This is a genomic window from Streptomyces sp. NPDC001068 (genome assembly GCF_042897315.1).
GTDB lineage: Bacteria > Actinomycetota > Actinomycetes > Streptomycetales > Streptomycetaceae > Streptomyces.
The window spans coordinates 634162-652769 of record NZ_JBIAYD010000002.1 but is presented as its reverse complement, the minus strand read 5'-3'; the positions used below and the strand labels follow the sequence as shown (position 1 = coordinate 652769).

Annotated in this window: 17 protein-coding genes, 1 pseudogene and 1 riboswitch; of the genes and pseudogenes, 9 read left to right on the top strand and 9 right to left on the bottom strand. The window is 73.3% G+C overall.

Features of this window, described 5'->3' with window-relative positions:
• Window positions 1-38: 38 nt before the first annotated feature.
• From ACFY3I_RS08015 to ACFY3I_RS08000, 4 genes are all read left to right on the top strand, one after another.
• Window positions 39-1883 (top strand): M1 family aminopeptidase, encoded by a 1845-nt coding sequence (locus ACFY3I_RS08015; protein WP_390859870.1) that lies wholly within the window; start codon window positions 39-41, stop codon window positions 1881-1883.
• Window positions 1884-2147: 264 nt separating this feature from the next.
• On the top strand, window positions 2148-2771 hold the full coding sequence (locus tag ACFY3I_RS08010; protein WP_365286940.1) for a DUF6230 family protein: 624 nt from the start codon (window positions 2148-2150) through the stop codon (window positions 2769-2771).
• A gap of 11 nt (window positions 2772-2782) precedes the next feature.
• On the top strand, window positions 2783-3295 hold the full coding sequence (locus ACFY3I_RS08005; protein WP_390859869.1) for a DUF6114 domain-containing protein: 513 nt from the start codon (window positions 2783-2785) through the stop codon (window positions 3293-3295).
• Window positions 3282-3953, top strand: coding sequence for a hypothetical protein (locus ACFY3I_RS08000; protein ID WP_390859868.1), 672 nt, complete (start codon window positions 3282-3284; stop codon window positions 3951-3953). Before ACFY3I_RS08005 ends, ACFY3I_RS08000 begins: the two co-directional genes overlap by 14 nt.
• A 1-nt stretch (window position 3954) precedes the next feature.
• On the opposite strand, the gene ACFY3I_RS07995 is transcribed toward ACFY3I_RS08000, so the two are convergent.
• From ACFY3I_RS07995 to ACFY3I_RS07975, 5 genes are all read right to left on the bottom strand, one after another.
• Complete coding sequence (locus ACFY3I_RS07995; protein WP_390859867.1) at window positions 3955-4761, bottom strand: thioesterase family protein; 807 nt, start codon at window positions 4759-4761, stop codon at window positions 3955-3957.
• A gap of 48 nt (window positions 4762-4809) precedes the next feature.
• Complete coding sequence (locus tag ACFY3I_RS07990; RefSeq protein WP_390859866.1) at window positions 4810-5514, bottom strand: GNAT family N-acetyltransferase; 705 nt, start codon at window positions 5512-5514, stop codon at window positions 4810-4812.
• Window positions 5515-5689: 175 nt separating this feature from the next.
• Window positions 5690-7522 carry a phospholipase C gene (locus tag ACFY3I_RS07985; RefSeq protein ID WP_390859865.1) on the bottom strand — a complete coding sequence of 611 codons (1833 nt, stop codon included), beginning with the start codon at window positions 7520-7522 and terminating at the stop codon, window positions 5690-5692.
• A gap of 189 nt (window positions 7523-7711) precedes the next feature.
• Window positions 7712-8947 carry an iron uptake transporter deferrochelatase/peroxidase subunit gene (gene efeB / locus ACFY3I_RS07980; protein WP_390859864.1) on the bottom strand — a complete coding sequence of 412 codons (1236 nt, stop codon included), beginning with the start codon at window positions 8945-8947 and terminating at the stop codon, window positions 7712-7714.
• On the bottom strand, window positions 8944-10140 hold the full coding sequence (locus tag ACFY3I_RS07975) for an EfeM/EfeO family lipoprotein (protein ID WP_390859863.1): 1197 nt from the start codon (window positions 10138-10140) through the stop codon (window positions 8944-8946). Before ACFY3I_RS07975 ends, efeB begins: the two co-directional genes overlap by 4 nt.
• A gap of 197 nt (window positions 10141-10337) precedes the next feature.
• On the opposite strand from ACFY3I_RS07975, the pseudogene ACFY3I_RS07970 reads away from it, so the two are divergent.
• The 5 genes and pseudogenes from ACFY3I_RS07970 to pgm all read left to right on the top strand — a co-directional run.
• Window positions 10338-10448, top strand: a pseudogene (locus ACFY3I_RS07970) (acyl-CoA dehydrogenase family protein); the annotation flags it as partial.
• Window positions 10445-11479, top strand: a complete 1035-nt coding sequence (locus tag ACFY3I_RS07965; protein ID WP_390859862.1) for an enoyl-CoA hydratase/isomerase family protein — start codon at window positions 10445-10447, stop codon at window positions 11477-11479. The pseudogene ACFY3I_RS07970 and the gene ACFY3I_RS07965, both read left to right, overlap by 4 nt.
• A 98-nt stretch (window positions 11480-11577) precedes the next feature.
• Window positions 11578-11717: riboswitch (cobalamin riboswitch) on the top strand.
• A 35-nt stretch (window positions 11718-11752) separates the two neighbouring features.
• Complete coding sequence (locus ACFY3I_RS07960) at window positions 11753-11974, top strand: CbtB-domain containing protein (RefSeq protein WP_365286958.1); 222 nt, start codon at window positions 11753-11755, stop codon at window positions 11972-11974.
• Between the two features lie 21 nt (window positions 11975-11995).
• Window positions 11996-12748 (top strand): CbtA family protein, encoded by a 753-nt coding sequence (locus tag ACFY3I_RS07955; protein WP_390859861.1) that lies wholly within the window; start codon window positions 11996-11998, stop codon window positions 12746-12748.
• A gap of 222 nt (window positions 12749-12970) precedes the next feature.
• The gene (gene pgm, locus ACFY3I_RS07950; protein ID WP_390859860.1) at window positions 12971-14611 is read left to right on the top strand and encodes a phosphoglucomutase (alpha-D-glucose-1,6-bisphosphate-dependent); all 1641 of its coding nucleotides are present in this window, start codon (window positions 12971-12973) and stop codon (window positions 14609-14611) included.
• Between the two features lie 141 nt (window positions 14612-14752).
• On the opposite strand, the gene ACFY3I_RS07945 is transcribed toward pgm, so the two are convergent.
• The 4 genes from ACFY3I_RS07945 to ACFY3I_RS07930 all read right to left on the bottom strand — a co-directional run bounded on the left by ACFY3I_RS07945 (window position 14753) and on the right by ACFY3I_RS07930 (window position 18527).
• Window positions 14753-16012, bottom strand: coding sequence for an RNA polymerase sigma factor (locus tag ACFY3I_RS07945; RefSeq protein WP_390859859.1), 1260 nt, complete (start codon window positions 16010-16012; stop codon window positions 14753-14755).
• Window positions 16009-16350, bottom strand: coding sequence for a YciI family protein (locus ACFY3I_RS07940; RefSeq protein ID WP_390859858.1), 342 nt, complete (start codon window positions 16348-16350; stop codon window positions 16009-16011). Before ACFY3I_RS07940 ends, ACFY3I_RS07945 begins: the two co-directional genes overlap by 4 nt.
• Window positions 16347-17093, bottom strand: a complete 747-nt coding sequence (locus tag ACFY3I_RS07935; protein WP_390859857.1) for a nuclear transport factor 2 family protein — start codon at window positions 17091-17093, stop codon at window positions 16347-16349. Before ACFY3I_RS07935 ends, ACFY3I_RS07940 begins: the two co-directional genes overlap by 4 nt.
• An 87-nt stretch (window positions 17094-17180) precedes the next feature.
• On the bottom strand, window positions 17181-18527 hold the full coding sequence (locus tag ACFY3I_RS07930) for an FAD-binding protein (RefSeq protein ID WP_390859856.1): 1347 nt from the start codon (window positions 18525-18527) through the stop codon (window positions 17181-17183).
• Window positions 18528-18608 lie beyond the last annotated feature (81 nt).

The following is an 18608-nucleotide window of genomic DNA, read 5'->3' as shown; positions in this document are numbered from 1 at the left end:
AGCAGACCGGGACCCCGGTCGCCGCAAAGGAGTTTCGTGTGAGATCGACCCCCCACAAGGCCTTCGTCACCAGCGCGTTGGCCGTCGCGGCGCTCGCCGCGGCCCTGCTCCCCGGCAGCACCGCGTCGGCCGCCGAGGCGGCGGCCTGCACCCCGACCCAGGTGCTGGCCAACGGCGGATTCGAGAGCGGTACCTCGCCCTGGACCCAGTCGTCGACCAGCGTCATCACCAGCCGCACCGGGCAGAGCGCCCACGGCGGCACCAGCTTCGCCTGGCTCGACGGCGTCGGCGGCACGCACACCGACACGCTCTCCCAGAGCGTGACCATCCCGTCCGGATGCAGCAGCGCCACCCTCACCTTCTGGCTGCACGTCGACACCGCCGAGACGACATCGTCGACCGCCTACGACAAGCTCACGGCGAAGATCGGCAGTACGACCCTGGCGACGTACTCGAACCTGAACAAGGCCACCGGCTACGTCCAGAAGTCCGTCGACGTGTCGGCGTTCGCCGGCCAGACCGTGAGCCTCGCCTTCACCGGGACCGAGGACTCCAGCCTGCAGACGAGCTTCGTCCTGGACGACATCGCCCTCAACACCTCCGGCGACACCACCCCGCCGGCCGACTCGACGCGCACGCCGGCCGCCCCGGCGTACACCGTCAGCCTCACCAGCAACACCGCCGGTACGGTGTGGACCGGACACGAGAGCGCGACCTTCACCAACGCCTCGGCCACCGCGCTGACCGAGGTGTACCTGCGGCTGTGGGACAACTACCACGGCACCTGCTCCGCGCCGCCGATCACGGTCACCAACGTCACCGGCGGCACCGCGGGCGCCCTGTCGGTGGCCTGCACGGCCCTCCAGATCGCGCTGCCGACCCCGCTGGCCCAGGGCCAGTCGACCACGATCGGCTTCGACCTGGGGATCACCGTCCCGAGCGGTGCCGACCGGTTCGGCCACGACGGCGCCTTCAGCATGATCGGCAACGCGCTGCCGGTCCTCGCGGTCAAGGACGGCTCGGGCTGGCACCTGGACCCGTACACCAACAACGGCGAGTCGTTCTACTCGCTGGCCGCCGACTTCAAGGTGACCCTGGACCACCCCACCAGCCTGCTGGTCCCGGCCACCGGCACCTCCACCGACACCCCGGGCACCAGCGGCCGTACCGTCACCACCGCCACCGCCTCCAAGGTCCGCGACTTCGCCTGGGCGGCCGGGCCCTTCAGCAAGATCTCCGGCACCTCCCCGGGCGGTGTCCCGGTCAACATCTACTCGGTCTCGGGCATCAGTTCCTCCAGCGCCCAGTCCATGCTCAGCACCGCCAGGTCGGCCGTCGACGCCCACGCCGGCCGCTTCGGGGCCTACCCGTACGGCGAGCTGGACGCGGTCATCGACAACAACTTCTGGTTCGGCGGAATGGAGTACCCGGGCTTCGTCCTCGACCTGGTCAGCACCACCGCGCTCACCCACGAGATCGGCCACCAGTGGTGGTACGGCATCGTCGGTGACGACGAGTACAACAGCCCGTGGCTGGACGAGGCGTTCACCGACTACGCCACCGACCTCGCGCAGGGACTGTCCGGCACCAACTGCTGGAACAGCGTGTCCTGGGCCTCGTCGGCCGAGAAGATCACCAACTCGATGGCGTACTGGGACGCGCACTCCTCCCGCTACTCCACCGTCGTCTACGGCTACGGCAAGTGCGCCCTGCACGACCTGCGCCGCCTCATCGGCGACAGCGCCATGACCACGCTGCTGCGGAACTACGCCACCTCGCACTGGTACGGCGTCTCCACCACCGCCGAGTTCAAGGCGGCGGCGCAGGCGGCCACCAGCACGGACCTGACGTCGTTCTGGACCACCCACCGCATCGACGGCTGACCCGCACCGCCCCGTCCGCCCGGGCGTGGCCCGGCCTTCACCCAAGGCCGGTCCACGCCCGTGGCGCCGCCGGCCGGGGAAGCACCCGGGAGCTGAGGGCTCCGTCCCCCGAAGGGCCCAGCAGAACTTGCATCACTCGTACGGCGGGCCCGGCGTGCAGCCGGTCGCGCGACCCGGAAGCCTAGGATCCGTCACCGGATGAAAAGGACATGTCGCTCCGGGTCCGGGAGGGGCGGGCCGTGTCCGACGAGTGAGGGAGACGGGATGCCGCACCGCGCCGGGAGAACCCGCTGGCGGCTCTTCGGAGTGGTCCTGGTGCCCTCCGTCGCCGCGTGCGCGACCCTCGGCGTCGGCATGGCGCAGGGCGTCCTCGCCGCCTCGTTCTTCGTCTCCGGTCAGAAGTTCCAGGTCACAGCGGATTCGCTGACCGCCCGTGGACTCAGCCTCTACAGCATGATCGACGTGACCAGGAAGCGTGAACTCGTCCCGGTCGTGGTCACCGGCTTCCGGCACGCGACGATCAGCGGCCTGTGCGAGGCCATCACGGTGGACGTCCCGGTGCTCGGTACCCAGACCCTGCTGATCACCGGAGGGGACAAGCGGCTGGTCGTGGCGTCGGACCTGTTCCTCGACGCCACCGCCGAAGCCGCCGCGCAGGCCGACTTCACCGGCATCGACATCGGCGTCGCCCAGGGCGCCATCTCCAAGGGCCCGGTCAGGTCCGGCGACCGGGACTCCCGGTTCTTCGACCCGGACGGAGTCGGCCTCCAGTCCACCTCGGTCACCCTGACCGACGTCCGGGTGAACACGGTCGCGGTGTCCGCCGGCACCCTGAACATCCCGGGTCTGCGGATCCGCATCCAGTCGGGGTCCCGTACATGCCCCTGACCCGGCGGCCCGTGACGGCACTGATCAGGACCGGACGGGCGATCGGCGCCGCCCTCCGCCACCCGCGTGAACTGTCGTCCGCGGCACCGGAGTTCCGGCGAAGGTTCCGTGCCTGGCGCGGCGGACGACCCTTCTGGGCCGGGCTGTTCACCTTCGCCGCCGGACTGCCCATCCTGTACTGGCCGTACGCGCGACTGGACCTCGCCGGGATCCCGCTCGCCCTGTCGACCACCTCCGGTGCCGGCGCCCTGGTCATCGGAATCCTGCTCCTGGTCCTGGGCGTCACCCTGTGCTGCCGCCCCCACCTCCGGGTCTTCTCCGGGATCGCCACCCTCCTGCTCGCGATCGTCTCCTTCCCTGTCGCCAACTTCGGCGGCCTCTTCCTGGGCGTGGCCTGCGGACTGGTCGGCGGATCCCTGGCCTGTGCCTGGCTGCCGCCCGAGGCCGAGGCGGCCCCGGCGACCCGGGCCGACCGCACGGCCACGGCCGTCACGGCAACGGAGGGCCCCAGTGGCGACCGCTGACGAATGCGCGAGCGCGTGCGGCGGCGGATCCGGGCGCGCGCACCGTACGGGTGGGACCGCTGCCCGGCTCGCCCGCGTCCGCGCACCGCTCGCCTGCGCCGCGGCCGTGGCCTGCCTGTCGCTGTCCATCCACCCGGCGGCGAGCGGCTCGCAGGCGGCCGCCGACGCACCCCGGTCCGGGCCGCCCGCCGCCGACAGGGGATCCCTGGTGCTGCGCGCGGACCGGCTCGTGCTGCGCGGCGCCAGGTTCCGCGGGACGGCCACCGTGCGCACCGCGACGGGCACCGTCCGGGCGGTCAAGCTCACCGTACGGTCGCTGGACGCCGTCGACCTCGACCTCACCGCCGGCCGGGGCCGCGCCGCGCTGCGCCTGCGGGCCCGGCCCGCGACCACCGCCACGCTCAAGGGCCAGGGTGCCGCGGGCGTGGTCACCCTCTACGTCCGCAAGCTGTCCGGCCGGGTCACGGCCGTCGTGGGCGGTCCGCTCCCGGCGCACCGTGCCGTCGCCGTCACACCGGACGCCGTACCCCGCTGGCTCGCGCACCCCGCGGGCCGCGCCCGCACGATCACCCTCGTCTCGGCGACCGTCACCCAGGTGGTGCAGCGCGGCGGCCGGCTGTCCGTCAAGGGAGCCCAGCTGAAGGCCGCGCCCAGGTGACCTAGTCACCCGGCAGCGGCCGGACCGTCAGGATCTGTGTCGCGTGGCCTACCGGGCCGTCCACGTCGTGCAGGACCGTACTGGTGAGGCCCTGTCCGGTGGGCCCGAAGGTGACCTTCGTGTCCAGCCCGGTCCACCCTGCCCGGGGTTGGCGGTGGAGGTGGATCGTCAGATCGACGTTCGGGAACATCCACTCGGCGGGCGACTGGCGGACGGCGATGCCGTTGGCGGTGTCGACCAGGGTGAGAAACGCGGCGAGCGGACTGACCGGAACGCCGGCGACCAGTTCCACCGGCGAGGAGACCCAGGCGGCGGTACGGCCCGGACGCCGCGGTACCACCGGGCGGATCTCCACGGAGTCGATGTAGCCGCCGGGCCAGAGCTCGCCCGCCGGCCACGGGGCGAGGGAGTCCGGCGGGGCGAGCCGGTCGTCGGGGCCGCCGGCGACCGCGGAGGTGTCCAGCGCGGTCAGGTACCAGGCGCGGGCCCGCAGCACCGCGCGACCGGAGATCCGTACGACCGCCTCGAGCAGTTCGATGGTCCGCCCGGGACGGACGGTCTCCACCTCGATCTCGCACTCGTCCAGGGCGAGGCGGCCGAGGATGTCGTAGCTGATCCGCGAGAGCAGCAGCCCGTCGTCACGGCCCGCGGCCCGGTACCGGTCGAGGGCGTGCACGACGAGCCCCGAAAGGGGGCTGAAATGCTGCTCGTCCGGGGCCCAGGCCCCGCCCGCGCGCGGCGTCGGCTTGTAGCGGTGGCCGCCGACGGCCTCGAAGTAACTGCTGGGGGACACGGTCGGGACGGACAACGTACGTCTCTCCTTCACACCTTCACCGGTGAACTCTTCGGACGGTCGTCAGGGGGTGCGGAAACCGCGGAAGGTCACGTGCCCGCGGCTCTCGAAGCCGAGCCGTTCGTAGAGCGCGATCGCGCCGGTGTTCGACTCCGCCGCGTGCAGGAAGGGGCGCTCGCCCCGGGCCAGGACGCGGGTGGCCAGCTCGTTCACCAGGCGGCCGGCGAGACCCCGTCCACGTGCTTCGGGGGCCGTGCAGACCGCGCTGATCTCGGTCCACCCGGGCGGCCGCAGCCGTTCGCCGGCCATGGCGACCAGCACACCCCGGTCGCGGATGCCGAGGTAGGTACCGAGTTCGCGGGTGCGCGGCCGGAACGGCCCCGGTTCGGTGCGCGCGACGAGCGCGAGCATCTCGGGGACGTCGTCCGCCCCCAGTTCGACCAGGTCGGTGCCGGCCGGGACGGGAGCCGTCCCGGGCGTGCCGGAGCGGGGCCAGACCAGTTGGCGGCCTTCGAGGACGAAGACCGGTTCCCAGTCGGACGGCGGTGGCGCCGGGCAGTTGAACATGTCGGCGAACGCGCCCGGACCGAGCAGCCGGGCCAGGTCGGCCCAGTCCTCGGGTGCGGGATCGGCGGACACCGACGAGAAGGTCGCGACGTCCGGCACGTAACTCGCCGCCCGGCCGATCCGCCGTCCCAGACGCGCGTGCAGGCCGCGCAGGGAGGCGCCCACCGGGTCGTCGAGTGCGGCGGTCTCCTCGCTCGTCATCGTGGACTGCCCCTTCCGCCGTGCCGTGTCCCTGCCGCCGATGATCGTAACCAGCGTGCTCGCGGTGGCAGGCGCGGGGCGGCGGCGACGGCCCGGAGGCCGCGGTGCGGCCCGTACGCGCTTCGGCACGGTCCGGGGAGGGGGACCGTGCCGAAGCGGTGGGGGACGTACCGGGTCAGGCGGTGGTGCGCTGCCTGCGCCGCAGCGTCAGGTACGTGCCGGTGGCGCCCGCGGCCACCAGCGCGCCCACGCCGAGGCTCACCGGCAGGGCCGGGAACGCGCCGGAGCCGGTCGTCGCGGCCGTCTCCACCATCGCCGGGCCCGGCGTGATGTGCGTGCTGACCGGAGCCACGTGGCGGATCGGACCGATGTGCCTGACGGAGCCGTTCGCGTTCAGCAGCACCTGCTTGCCGTTCGGGTGCCGGAAGTCGAACATGCCGGCCAGGGAGCCCGCGGTGGCGTCGAAGGAGTGGTCACCGATGCGGCCGGTGCGCCAGTTGTCCTCGATGAAGCGGATGACGGACGACTGGTCGGTCCGCGTGTGGTCGACCTTGTTCACCTTGCTGTACGGCGAGACGACCAGCAGCGGCTGCCGGGTGCCGGGGCCGCAGCGGTCGGCGTAGCCGCCGGTCGCGGCCGGGCCGGCCTGGCACGCGGCGCTGTCCGTGGCCTTGCCGTTGGAGCCGACCGTGGTGTCCTTGGAGCCGTTGCGGGGCTTGGCGTAGGCGTGGTCGTACCAGCCGTCGGAGTCGTCGTAGGCGATGACGACCGCCGTGGACTTCCACTCCGGCGAGCTCTGCACGGCGTTGATCTCGTTGACGAGGAAGTGCTGCTCGTCGGTCGGGTCCGAGTAGCCGGCGTGGCCGTCCTGGTACTCGCCCGCCTTCAGGAAGCTGACGGCCGGGAGCTTGCCCGCCTTGGCGGCCGCGGTGAAGTCGGTCAGGTCGTAGTTGTGGTTGGCCCGGCCGGCGTGACCGATCTCGTCGACGTTCTTCGGCGCCACGTGGTGCGGGTTGGACGTCGACCGGTAGTACGAGAACGGGTTGTGGTGCGGGCTGTAGTCGACCACGGAGGCGCCGCCGACGTTGGTGTGCGTGGTGTCGCACTTGGCCCAGTCGCCGGACCTGCCGTCCCAGCCGGTCGACGGACGGAAGCCGCCCTGGAACCAACCCCAGCTCACGTGCTTGGAGTTGAGCAGGTCGCCGATGTTCCTGCCCTGCAGCGACGCCAGCGCGCTGGTGCTGGTGTGGTCCTTGTCGGAGCAGTCGTCGAAGGCCGGGTCGGGGTCGTTGATGACCGTGCCGACGCCCTTGGCGTTCGGGGAGGCGATGGCGTACGGGTCGGGCGTCGCCGTCTGCCTGCCGGTCACGGAGTCCACCGAGACCGCGCCGTGCGTCTGACCCGAGATCAGGTTGAGCGCGCCGGGCGTGGACGGGCCGTAGACCGAGCTGTAGGAACGGTCATTCAGGGCGTACTGCTGGGCGTAGTTCCACAGACCGGTGACGGTGTTGCCGTCGTAGTAGTCCATCACCAGGCCCGGCTCGCCGAACAGGCCGCCGCTGCACTTGTCGACCTCGGTGTTCTGCACGAACCGGTCGGCCCTGCCGCCGTCGTAGGCGAGCTGCTCCGGCCCGTAGGAGTGGTTCTGGTCGCAGGTCATCGCCTGCGACGGGGAGAGCCGCCTGGGCGCGTACTGGTTCGGGTTCTTCGTCAGCAGCCCGGCGTGCGCGACGGTGTCGATGTCCTTGGGGGTGTTCCTGGACGCCGTGAACCTCGTGCCGTCGGTGTTGGCGGCCTTCGGATAGGTCGCGAAGTAGTGGTCGAAGGAGATGTTCTCGTCGAAGAGCACGACCACGTGTTTGATCGGGGTCGTGGTCGACGGGCCGCCGCCGTGCCCGGCGGGTACGGCCGCCCAACTGGGCGTGGCGGTGCCGAGGACCGTGAGCGCGGCGGCACCCGCGAGCGCCCCCAGACTCCGGATCGCCGTTCGTCTTCCTGTGCTGGCCATGCTGGTTCACCCTTCGGGCCCGAACGTCTCTGCGTCGTACAGGCAGGCATGCTTCGCCCGCTTCCCGGCGCCGCGGCGGAGCCGTGATGGCGGGTGAATGAATACCGGGTCAGGGATGCTGGGGCAAATCTTGACCGGGTATTGACCGACGTCGCCGGGGAGTTGTCTGAACAAGCCAGGGGTGCGGGCTCAGGTGAGGAGTGCGCGGCCGTACCAGTCGTGGCTGTCCCGCACGCCGGGCAGCGCGAAGAAGTACCCGCCGCCGAAGGGCGATATGTAGTCGACCAGCGGTTCGCCGGCCAGCCGCTTCTGCACGGTCTCGAACTGCCGCGCCAGGTCCTGCTGGTAACAGGTGAACAGCAGGCCCATGTCGAGGTTGCCGTTGGCGTCCATGCCCCGGTCGTAGTTGTGGGCGCGGCGCAGGATCCGCTGTCCGGCGCTGGCCGCGGTACGCGGGTTCGCCAGCCGGATGTGCGCGTCCAGCGGGATGACGTCGCCCTTGGGGTCGGCCGCGTAGTCCGGGGTGTCGTGTTCGGCGTCGCCGTCCAGGGGCGCCCCGGACTGCCGGGAACGGCCGAACATCCGCTCCTGCTCGCCGAGCGAGACCCGGTCCCAGAACTCCACCAGCATCCGGATGAGCCGCACCACCTGGTAACTGCCGCCGACCGCCCACCCGGGTTCCCCCGAGTCCGCGCCGACCCAGACCAGCCGGTCCATCTCCCGGGCGCTGCCGGTCTCCGGGTTGGCGGTGCCGTCCTTGAAGCCCAGCAGGTTGCGCGGGGTGCCGGACGGCCGGGGCGGGCTGCTGAACCCGTCCAGGCGCCAGCGGACCTGCATGCCGCCCCTGGTGTGCCGGGCGATGTCGCGCAGGGCGTGCAGGACCGTGTCGGTGTCGTCCGCGTGCAACTGCAAACTGAGGTCGCCGTGGCACCACTCGGGCCTGAGGTCGTCGTCGGGGAAGGCGGGCATCGCGGTCAGCCGGCGCGGCCTCAGTCCGCCGAGCCCGTACCGGTCGTCGAAGAGCGAGGCGCCCACCCCGACGGTCACCGCCAGCGCCCCCGATGGCAGTTCCTCGCCGAGGACACCGGAGTCGGCGGGCGGCGCGGTGACTCCGACCGGGTCCGGGGTGCCGCCCGAGGTGAGGAAACGGGCGCGCGCGGTGAGCGTGCGCAGCAGATCGGCCAGTTCGGCCCGGCCCTCGGCGGTGACGTCGAGCGAGGCGAAGACGGTCGTCCGCCGGGGTGCCGCGATCACGGACCGCTGACGGGCGCCGTGGAAGGGCGCGACGGCGGGCGTCGCCGCGGCGGTCGCGGTGAGCGGCGCGGCCGCGCCGCCGGCGGTCAGTCCGGCGCCCGCCAGCGCCGCGCCCCGCAGGAAGCCGCGGCGGCCGACCCCGCTCCGGCCGGGCTTCTCCTGGCTGCTCACACCGTCCTCCGCGGATCGCACAGGGTCGCCACCGACGCCAGCCGTTCCACCAGGTCCCCGAGTGCCGCGTCGACCTTCTCGCGCTGCCGGTGGCTCAGCTTCCCGAGGGGCGTCCAGGTGCCGTCGTGCTCGAAGGCGTCCAGCGTCCCCGCGACCCGGGCCAGTTCGCTCTCCAGGGCCGGCAGCCCGGCGTACCGGGTGGCCAGCAGCGGGCGCAGCCGGGTCATGACCTGCGCCGTGCCGTCCAGGTTGGCGCGGGCGGTGGCCAGGTTGCTGCCGCTTCCGTAGTCGGTCCGGCCGGTCAGTTCGAACTGCACCGTGTTCTCCAGGATCTCGTGCGCCCGCAGCCCCAACTGGGCCGGGTCCATCCGGGTCTGCGCCCAGTCGTCCCGGAGCGCGGTGACCGACGTGACCAGGCCGTCCGCCGGGCCGCGCAGCCCGCTCGCCGACTCGCCGTGCCACAGGCCGTACTCGATCCGGTGGAAGCCGGTGAAGTCCTTGTCGTGGACCCCGCCGAGCAGGCCCGCGTCCGTGCCGTCGACGGCGCCGTCCGCGTCCCCGAAGGCGTCGTACGCGGCGCCCAGCCGCTCGTACTCGAGGTGGGCCGGCAGCCAGTCGGCGCGGGCGGCGGCCAGGTCGCCGCCGTCGACGGCGTCCCGGAGCCTCGTCGTCAGCCGTACCACGTCGGACAGGCCGCCGCCGATCCACTTCTGGTAGGCGAGCGCCGGCGGGATCAGGTCGTGCTCGGTGACCGGGGCCGCGGCCGGACCGCTCCTGCCCCGCGTGACGCGGACCGTGGGCCCGGTGACCGCGTCGGAGTCGTCCGGGACGCACATGAACGCGTAACTGCCCCTGCCGAGCCGGACGGTGAGTTCCCGGGTGGTGCCGGGGCCGATGTCCTCGACCTCGCCGTAGACGGCCCGGCTGCGCGGGTCCTCCAGGAAGACCTCGGCGGAACCGTCGGTAGGGTTGCGCAGGTCGAAGACCTGGACACCGGGGGCCGGTGCGCTCCAGCCCCGCCCGCAGCGGCTGGGGGACACCTCGACCGTGGTGTGCGGCAGCGTGTTCGGGCCGGCGTGCGCGGGGCGCGGGCCGCGGGCGAGCGCCAGGACTCCGGCCACCAGGCAGACGACGACGACCGCGACGACCGCCCAGGGACGCGGCGACCTCGCGTCGAGGCCGGACAACACCATCCCAGCTCCCGGGTCCGTACCGTTCGTGATCGCCTCATGCTAGGCAGACGTGTTCACCCGAACGGCCGTCCAGGCGAACCCATGACCAAGTGTTCCCTGCCGGTTCACCGGATCTGCCGGGGGTCCGCCCGGCCGGTGCCGGGCGGTCCCGCCACGAGGACGGCACCCCGTGCGGCCACCCGCGGCCGCGCGGCGCGTACCGTGTCGAGAAGATCATCCGTGACCTGCGGGTCCACCGGATCCCGGAAGGAACCTACGAGATCATGCGTGTCACCACGGCCCGAGGGCGTACGGAGGCCATCCGATGAACGACGTCCTGCTGCACACCGCCGGCCGGGTGGGCCGACTCGTCCTCAACCGCCCCAAGGCCCTCAACGCCCTCTCCCACGCCATGGTCCGCGCCATCGACGAGGCGCTCACCGCCTGGGAGCACGACCCCGCCGTGGCGACCGTCGTCCTCACCGGCGCGGGGGAGCGCGGCCTGTGCGCGGGCGGCGACATCCGCGCCGTCCACGACGACGCCCGCGACGGCGACGGCACCGGCGCCGCCGCGTTCTGGCGCGACGAGTACCGCCTCAACGCCCGCATCGCCCGCTACCCCAAGCCCTACGTCGCGATCATGGACGGCATCGTGATGGGCGGCGGAGTCGGCGTCTCCGCGCACGGCAGCGTCCGGATCGCCACCGAGCGTTCCCGGATCGCCATGCCGGAGACCGGCATCGGCTTCGTCCCGGACGTCGGCGGCACCCGCCTGCTCGCCCTCGCCCCCGGCGAACTCGGCACCCACCTCGCCCTGACGGGAGCCCAGATCGGCGCCGCGGACGCCCTGTTGTGCGGGCTCGCCGACCACTGCGTGCCCTCCGAGCGCGTCGAAGGGCTTATCGCCGACCTCGCCGAGCGGCCCGTCCCCGACGCGCTCGCCCGGCACGTGCGACCGGCGCCGGACGGCGAACTGGCCCGTCACCGGGAGTGGATCGACGCCTGCTACACCGCCGGCACGGTCGAGGAGATCGTCCGGCGGCTGCTCGACCACGGCGACCCGGGGGCCAAGGAGGCGGCACACACCCTGCTGTCGAGGTCGCCGACCGCCCTCAAGGTCACGCTCGCCGCGCTGCGCCGGGCCCGGCGGCTCGGTTCGCTCGAGGAGGTCCTCGACCAGGAGTACCGCGTCTCCTGCCGGGCCCTGACCACGCCCGACCTGGTGGAGGGCATCCGCGCCCAGGTCATCGACAAGGACCGTGCCCCCCGTTGGTCGCCGGCCACCCTCGCCGAGGTCACCGACGCCGACGTGCAGCGGTACTTCGCCCCGCTCGGCGAGCGCGAACTGGGGCTCGCCTGACCCAACGGTTCCGGTCACCGCCGCCCCGGTGGCCCCGAAACGTGCCGGCCGGCGGGAGAGGAAGATCACGCCAGGTGGGCGCGGTCTTGGCCGTGCCCCTGACACGCGGTACGGTCGGTCCGATATCGACGACGCCAGAACGGAAGCCGGTGGAAGTCCGGCACGGTCGCGCCACTGTGTGCGAGAACCCCCGGGGATCTCGCGAGTCAGACCCGTAGCCGTCGTCAAGTGCACCACCGAGATGGGACGCGAACTCCCAGAGGAGGTTCTGCCATGGCGCAGACCGTCGCGCAGCCGACAGCCACCACCCCCGTCGTTCCCGCCAAGCTGCCGCTGAGCGCGATAGCTCCGTGGGCGGTCTTCTTCGGCATCCTCATGATCGTCCTGCTCTACTTCGTCGGCGCCGAGCAGGGCGCCACCTCCGTGTTCAGCGGCACGGACGTCCACGAGTGGGTGCACGACGCCCGCCACCTCCTCGGCTTCCCCTGCCACTGACGTAAGGGACGCCGCACGCCCATGAACTCCGCAACGGTAAGAAACCTCCTGTGGCGGGGCATGCTCGCCGGCCTCGTCGCCGGTGCGCTCGCCCTGGTCGTCGCCTACCTCCTCGGTGAGCCGAACGTCGACAAGGCGATCAGCTTCGAGGACGCCCACTCGCACGAGCACGAGATGGAGGTCGTCTCCCGCTCCCTGCAGTCCACCGCGGGCCTGGCCACCGGTGTGCTGGTCTACGGGGTCGCGTTCGGCGGCATCGCCGCGCTCGCCTACTGCTTCGCCCTCGGCCGCGTCGGCCGCTTCTCGCCCCGGGCGACGGCACTGCTGCTGTCCGGCTGCGCGCTGCTCGCCGTGTACGTCGTGCCGTTCCTGAAGTACCCGGCCAACCCGCCGTCGGTGGGCGACCCGGACACCATCGGCAAGCGGACCACGCTGTACTTCCTGATGATGGTGCTCAGCGTGCTGCTGGCGGTCGCCGCCACCATCCTGGGCAAGCGGCTGGCGCCCAGCCTCGGCACCTGGTGGGCGACCATGGTCGCGGTGGCCGCCTTCGCCGTGGTCATCGCGCTCGCCTACCGGTTCCTGCCCGCCATCAACGAGGTGCCGGCGGACTTCCCGGCCACCCTGCTGTGGCGGTTCCGGGTCTCCGCGCTCGCCATCCAGCTGGTGCTGTGGGGCGGCTTCGGCCTGCTCTTCGGCGAGTTGGCGGAGCGGCAGCTCAACCCGCGGCCCGCGAAGGCCCCGGCCGGACGGACGGTTCCCGCCGCGCACTGAACGACTCACGTCACGCGAGGGCCCCTCGGAACCACCCGGGGGCCCTCTCGCGTCCCCGGGCGGCGGCCCGCCGGGGAAGAGGCCCGGCCCCGGTGCCGTGAACCGGCCGTGAACCCGCCGTGTCCTCGGCGTCCGGACCGGAGCCGCGCTCGCCTCCACCGCCGCCGACAGGGAAGGATGGGCCTCCAGCGATCGATCAACGACTGCGGAGGAAGTGGACTCATGCCACATGAGCGAGCGGGCCGGCCGGCCGCTCCGGAGGACCTCGTCGACGTGGCCCGGCTGGTCACGGCGTACTACGCACGGCACCCCGAGCCGGCCGACCCGGCCCAGCGGGTGGCGTTCGGCACCTCCGGGCACCGCGGTTCGTCACTGGCGACCGCCTTCAACGAGGACCACATCGCGGCCACCAGCCAGGCCATCTGCGAGTACCGCGGCGGTCAGGGCACCGACGGCCCCCTCTTCCTGGGTGCCGACACGCACGCCCTGTCCGAGCCCGCGAAGGTGACCGCCCTGGAGGTGTTCGCGGCCAACGGCGTCACCGTCCTCGTCGACAGCGCCGACGGCTACACGCCGACCCCCGCCGTCTCACACGCCATCCTCACCCACAACCGCGGCCGCACCACCGGCCTCGCGGACGGCGTCGTGGTCACCCCGTCGCACAACCCGCCCGCCGACGGCGGGTTCAAGTACAACCCGCCCAGCGGCGGGCCCGCCGCCTCCGACGCCACGTCCTGGATCCAGGACCGCGCCAACCAGATCATCGCGGGCGGGATGAAGGACGTACAGCGCCTCCCGTACGAGCGCGCCCTCGCCGCGCCGACCACCGGCCGCTACGACTTCATGGGCGTGTACGTCGACGACCTGCCGAGCGTCCTGGACCTCGACGCGGTGCGGGCGTCCGGACTGCGCATCGGGGCCGACCCGCTCGGCGGGGCCTCCGTCGCCTACTGGGGCCGGATCGCCGAACGGCACGGCCTGGACCTCACCGTGGTCAACCCGTACACCGACCCCACCTGGCGGTTCATGACGCTGGACTGGGACGGCAAGATCCGCATGGACTGCTCCTCGCCGTACGCGATGGCCTCGCTGATCGAGAAGCGCGAAGAGTTCCGGGTCGCCACCGGAAACGACGCGGACGCGGACCGGCACGGCATCGTCACCCGCGACGCCGGCCTGATGAACCCCAACCACTACCTGGCCGTCGCCATCTCCTACCTCTACCGGCACCGCGACCGCTGGCCGTCGGGCACCGGCATCGGCAAGACCCTGGTCTCCTCCTCGATGATCGACCGGGTGGCCGCCGACCTCGGGCGCCAACTGGTCGAGGTGCCCGTCGGGTTCAAGTGGTTCGTGGACGGACTGGTCACCGGCGGGATCGGGTTCGGCGGCGAGGAGTCGGCCGGCGCCTCCTTCCTGCGCCGGGACGGCTCGGTGTGGACCACCGACAAGGACGGCATCCTGCTCGCCCTGCTCGCCTCCGAGATCACGGCCGTGACGGACCGGACGCCCTCCGAGCACTACGCCGACCTGACCGCCCGCTTCGGCGAGCCCGCCTACGCCCGTATCGACGCCCCGGCGACCCGCGAGGAGAAGGCCCTCCTCGGCAGGCTCTCCCCGGCCCAGGTCACGGCCGAGACGCTGGCCGGCGAACCGGTCACCGGGGTGCTCACCGAGGCGCCGGGCAACGGCGCGGCGATCGGCGGCATCAAGGTGACCACGGAGAACGCCTGGTTCGCGGCCCGCCCGTCCGGCACGGAGGACGTGTACAAGATCTACGCCGAGTCCTTCCAGGGCCCCGACCACCTGGCCCGGGTGCAGGAGGAGGCCAAGGCGGTCGTGATGGCCGCGCTCGGGGGCTGACGTACGGGCGGAGGCGGCGGACCCGGCCCGCCCGCCGCCTTCGTGCCCCGGCCGGCCCGCCGCCTCCGTGCCCCGGCCGACCCGTGCGCCGGACCGAGCGGGTCGCTGCTCGCTCGTCCTGCTGGGGGCTCCTGCGGGGCGCTACCCGGCCCGGCACTCGGCCAGCCGCCGCTCCAGGAACCTCCGTTCGGCCGCGTTCTCCACCAACTCCAGGGCCCGTTCGTAGGACGCGGCCGCCTGCCGGGTGTGTCCCATGCGGCGCAGCAGGTCCGCCCGGGTCGCCGGCAGCAGGTGGTAGCCGCTCAGGTCGTCCTCGGCCTCCAACTCCGCCACCAGGGCGAGGCCCGCCTCCCCGCCCTCCGCCATGCCCACGGCGACCGCGCGGTTGAGACGGACCACGGCCGAGGGGACGTACCGCTGGAGTTCGCCGTAGAGACCGGCGATGTCCGCCCAGTCCGTGTCGGCGGCGGTGGCCGCGGTGGCATGGCAGGCGGCGACGGCCGCCTGGATCTGGTAGGGGCCGGGGCGGCCGCGGCGCAGCGCGCCCTCCAGGAGCGCGGCGCCCTCGTCGATCTCGGCGCGGTCCCACGCCGTGCGGTCCTGGTCCTCCAGGGTCACGAGGTCACCGGCCGCGTCCACCCGGGTGTCCCGGCGGGCGTCGTGCAGCAGCAGGAGCGCGAGCAGCCCGACGGCCTCCGGCTCGTCCGGCATCAGTCCGGCCAGCAGCCGGGCCAGCCGGACGGCTTCGGCGCACAGCCCGGTCCGCATCAGGTCCTCGCCGGCGGCGGCCGCGTAGCCCTCGTTGAACAGCAGGTAGAGCACGCCGAGGACGCCCGTGACGCGGTCGGGCAGCAGATGCGCGGGCGGCACCCGGTACGGGATGCCGGCGTTGCGGATCTTCCGTTTGGCGCGTACCAGCCGCTGCGCCATCGTCGCCTCGGGGACGAGGAACGCGCGGGCGATCTCCGCCGTGGTCAGCCCGGCGAGGGTGCGCAGGGTCAGCGCGACCCGGGCCTCGACCGGCAGGGCCGGATGGCAGCAGGTGAAGATCAGCCGCAGCCGGTCGTCGGCCACACCACTGTCGTCGCCCTCGTGATCCGGGTCGTACGGTCCGTCGTCCCGGGCCAGCATGGCCACCTCCCGCAGCTTCCGGGCCCCCACCGCCTCCCGGCGCAGCACGTCCAGGGCGCGGTTGCGGGCGGTCGTGGTCAGCCAGGCGCCGGGGCGGCCCGGCACTCCCTCGTGCCGCCACCGCTCCAACGCCCGGGCGAAGGCGTCCTGCGCGCACTCCTCGGCGAGGTCCCAGTCGCCGGTCACCCCGATCAGGGTGGCGACGACCTGGGACCACTCCTCGCGGAAGGCGGCGGCGACCGCCTTCTCGACGTCGTCCGTGACACTCACTCCCAGACCGGCCGCACCTCGACCGAGCCGCCGGCGAGCGCCGCGGGGTGCCGGGAGGCGAGCGCGAGGGCCTCGTCGAGGTCGGCGACCTCGACGATGTCGATGCCCGCGACGTACTCCTTGGTCTCGGCGAACGGCCCGTCGCTCAGCAGCACCTCGTCGCCCCGGACGCGCACGGTGGTGGCGTCGGACGCGGGCCGCAGCCGGGCGCCGCCCTTGACCAGGTCACGGCCGCGGACCTCGTCGATGTACGAGGTGAAGCGCGGGTCGTCGGCGATCTCGGCGGGGCTGAGCTCCTCGCCCCCGACGGGCGTGCAGATGAACAGGACGTACTTCATGACAGGTCCTTCCCGGCTGGCCCGTCCAGGGGTGCCGACACGTGCTCGTGGGCGATCAGCCAGCCGAAGCCGGTGTCCCGGTAGCCGGTGGTGACCCGAACCGTCCGGTCCACGGGCTCCCCGGTCCCGCGGGTGCCGCGGAGCCGGACCAGGGCGTGGCTGAACGCGCTGCCCTCCCCGGGCCGTACCCGCAGGTCGAGCACCTCGCGGCGGACGGGGCCGGCGATCGTCGCGAACCATTCCTCGACCGCCTTGCGCAGCCCGGCGACCCCGGACCGCGCGTCGGCGCCGGCGGGCCCGAAGACCTCCACGTCCGGTGCGTAGCAGGCGGTGAGCCGCTCGACGTCCCGCTCGCGGAGGGCCTCGGTCAGCTCGGCGTCGAGCGCGCGGATCGCCGCCCCGGCGTCCTCGGCGGGCCCCTCGTCCCAGAACGGCCGCACCTCCATGGCGCCGACGGTGGCCACGGGGTGCTCCGCCGCGATCCGTACCGCCTCCTCCAGGCTGTCGCAGTCCACGACGTCGAATCCGGCGACGTACTCCTTCGTCTCCGCGAAGGGACCGTCGGTGCGCAGCACCTCGCCGTCGCGGACGCGGACGGTGACCGCCGAGTCGGGCAGCCGCAGCCGGTGGCCGTAGAGCCGGGCGCCGCGCCGTACGCCGTGCTCCTCCACCCAGGGTTCGACCGGCGCCATCCCCGAGGCGTCCGCGGTGTCGTCGCCGCAGACCAGCAGCATGTACTTCATCGTTCCTCCCAGATCGTCGAAAGCCTCCGTGCACCCCACCGACGAACGGCGCCGCGCCGGATCGACACCCCCGGCGGAGCGACTTGTTCACCATGCCATCCCGTGGCCCCCGCCCAGGACGCCGTGCGGGTCGTGGACGCCCTTGGCCCGTGCCAGCGCGGCCCACCCGATGCCGTAGTGCGCACGCCAGTCCCGCGGGGTCATCGGCAGGGCGTTGACCGGGTAGGCGACGGCTCCCTTCGCCCGCGCCGACTCGTACAACCCGCGGTTGGCGGCCACCATCGGACCGGCCGCGCCCGGGGCCGCGGTGCGCAGCAGGGCCAGCAGGAAGACGACCTCGCCACGCGGCCGGCGGAACATCGGGGCCCGCAGAGCGCCGGTGAGCAGGGGATAGAGCAGCACCACACCGTTCTCGCGCAGATCCCGGAAGCCGGGGTCGCGGAGGACTCCGGTCACCACGGACGCGGTGGCGTCCTCGGGGAGCAGCAGGTTCAGCCACGGATGCGGGTGCAGCCACTCGCCGGTGGCGCGCAGCAGCTCCTCGTCGGCCGCGACCCGCCGCGCGAACTCCGCGTACCCCAGGTCCGTGGCCTCCACCGAGCCGAAGGCGAGGCCCGCCCGCAGGCGCCGGTCGTCGGGCGGGGCCGTGCCCCGGTGGGCGGCGACGGCCTCGACCAGGTAGGTCCAGCCGTCCGGGGTGTCCGCCACCGGGCGGGCCTGGCCCTCGAGGTGGTCGAAGCGCCGGTCGGTGGCGAGCAGGCGCTGGTCGGCCAGGTAGGCGTCGACGCCGGGGTAGTACAGGCAGTAGCGGCGCACCGTCGCGGGCGCGGGGGAGAGCCGGAGGGTGGCCCGGACGATCACGGCCAGCTGCCCCAGGCCGGCGAGGACCGCGTCGAAGAGCGCGCCGTGCCGGTCCGGCGAGCAGAGCAGGTGCTCACCGGCCCCGGTCACCACCTCCAGTTCCAGCACCGAGTCCGCGACCAGACCGTGCCGGTGACTCGCGCCGCCCAGCCCGCCCGCGCTCAGCACTCCGCCGACGCCGGCGCCGAGGTAGTCGGTGAGGACGGGAGGCGTCAGCCCGTGCGGCAGGGTGGCCGCCAGTACGTCCGTCCACCGCGCCCCGGCCTGCACCGTCACCCGGTCGCCGTTGACCGGGCCGACCGCGGCCAGCGCGGACAGGTCGAGGACGATCCCGTCCGGCGCCTGGCCCTGGCCGTACAGGGAGTGGCCGCCGGCCCGCGCGGCCACCGGGATCCCGCGCGGCCCCGCGTACACCAGGGCGTCCCGGACCTCGGCGGCGGAGCGGGGCCGCAGCACGCCGAGCGGCGGCCGGCGCACCAGGTGGCCGAAGTCCTCGGCCGCCGCCCCGAGGATCTCCGGGCGGGTGTCCAGCAACTCCCCGACCGACACGGGGACTCGGTCCGACGGCGTCACGCGGCGCCCTCCCAGGAGACATCGGTCGACACGGGCGTAACCATTCTGGTGCGGGCAGCACTCCGGACGGACGTCGTTCGC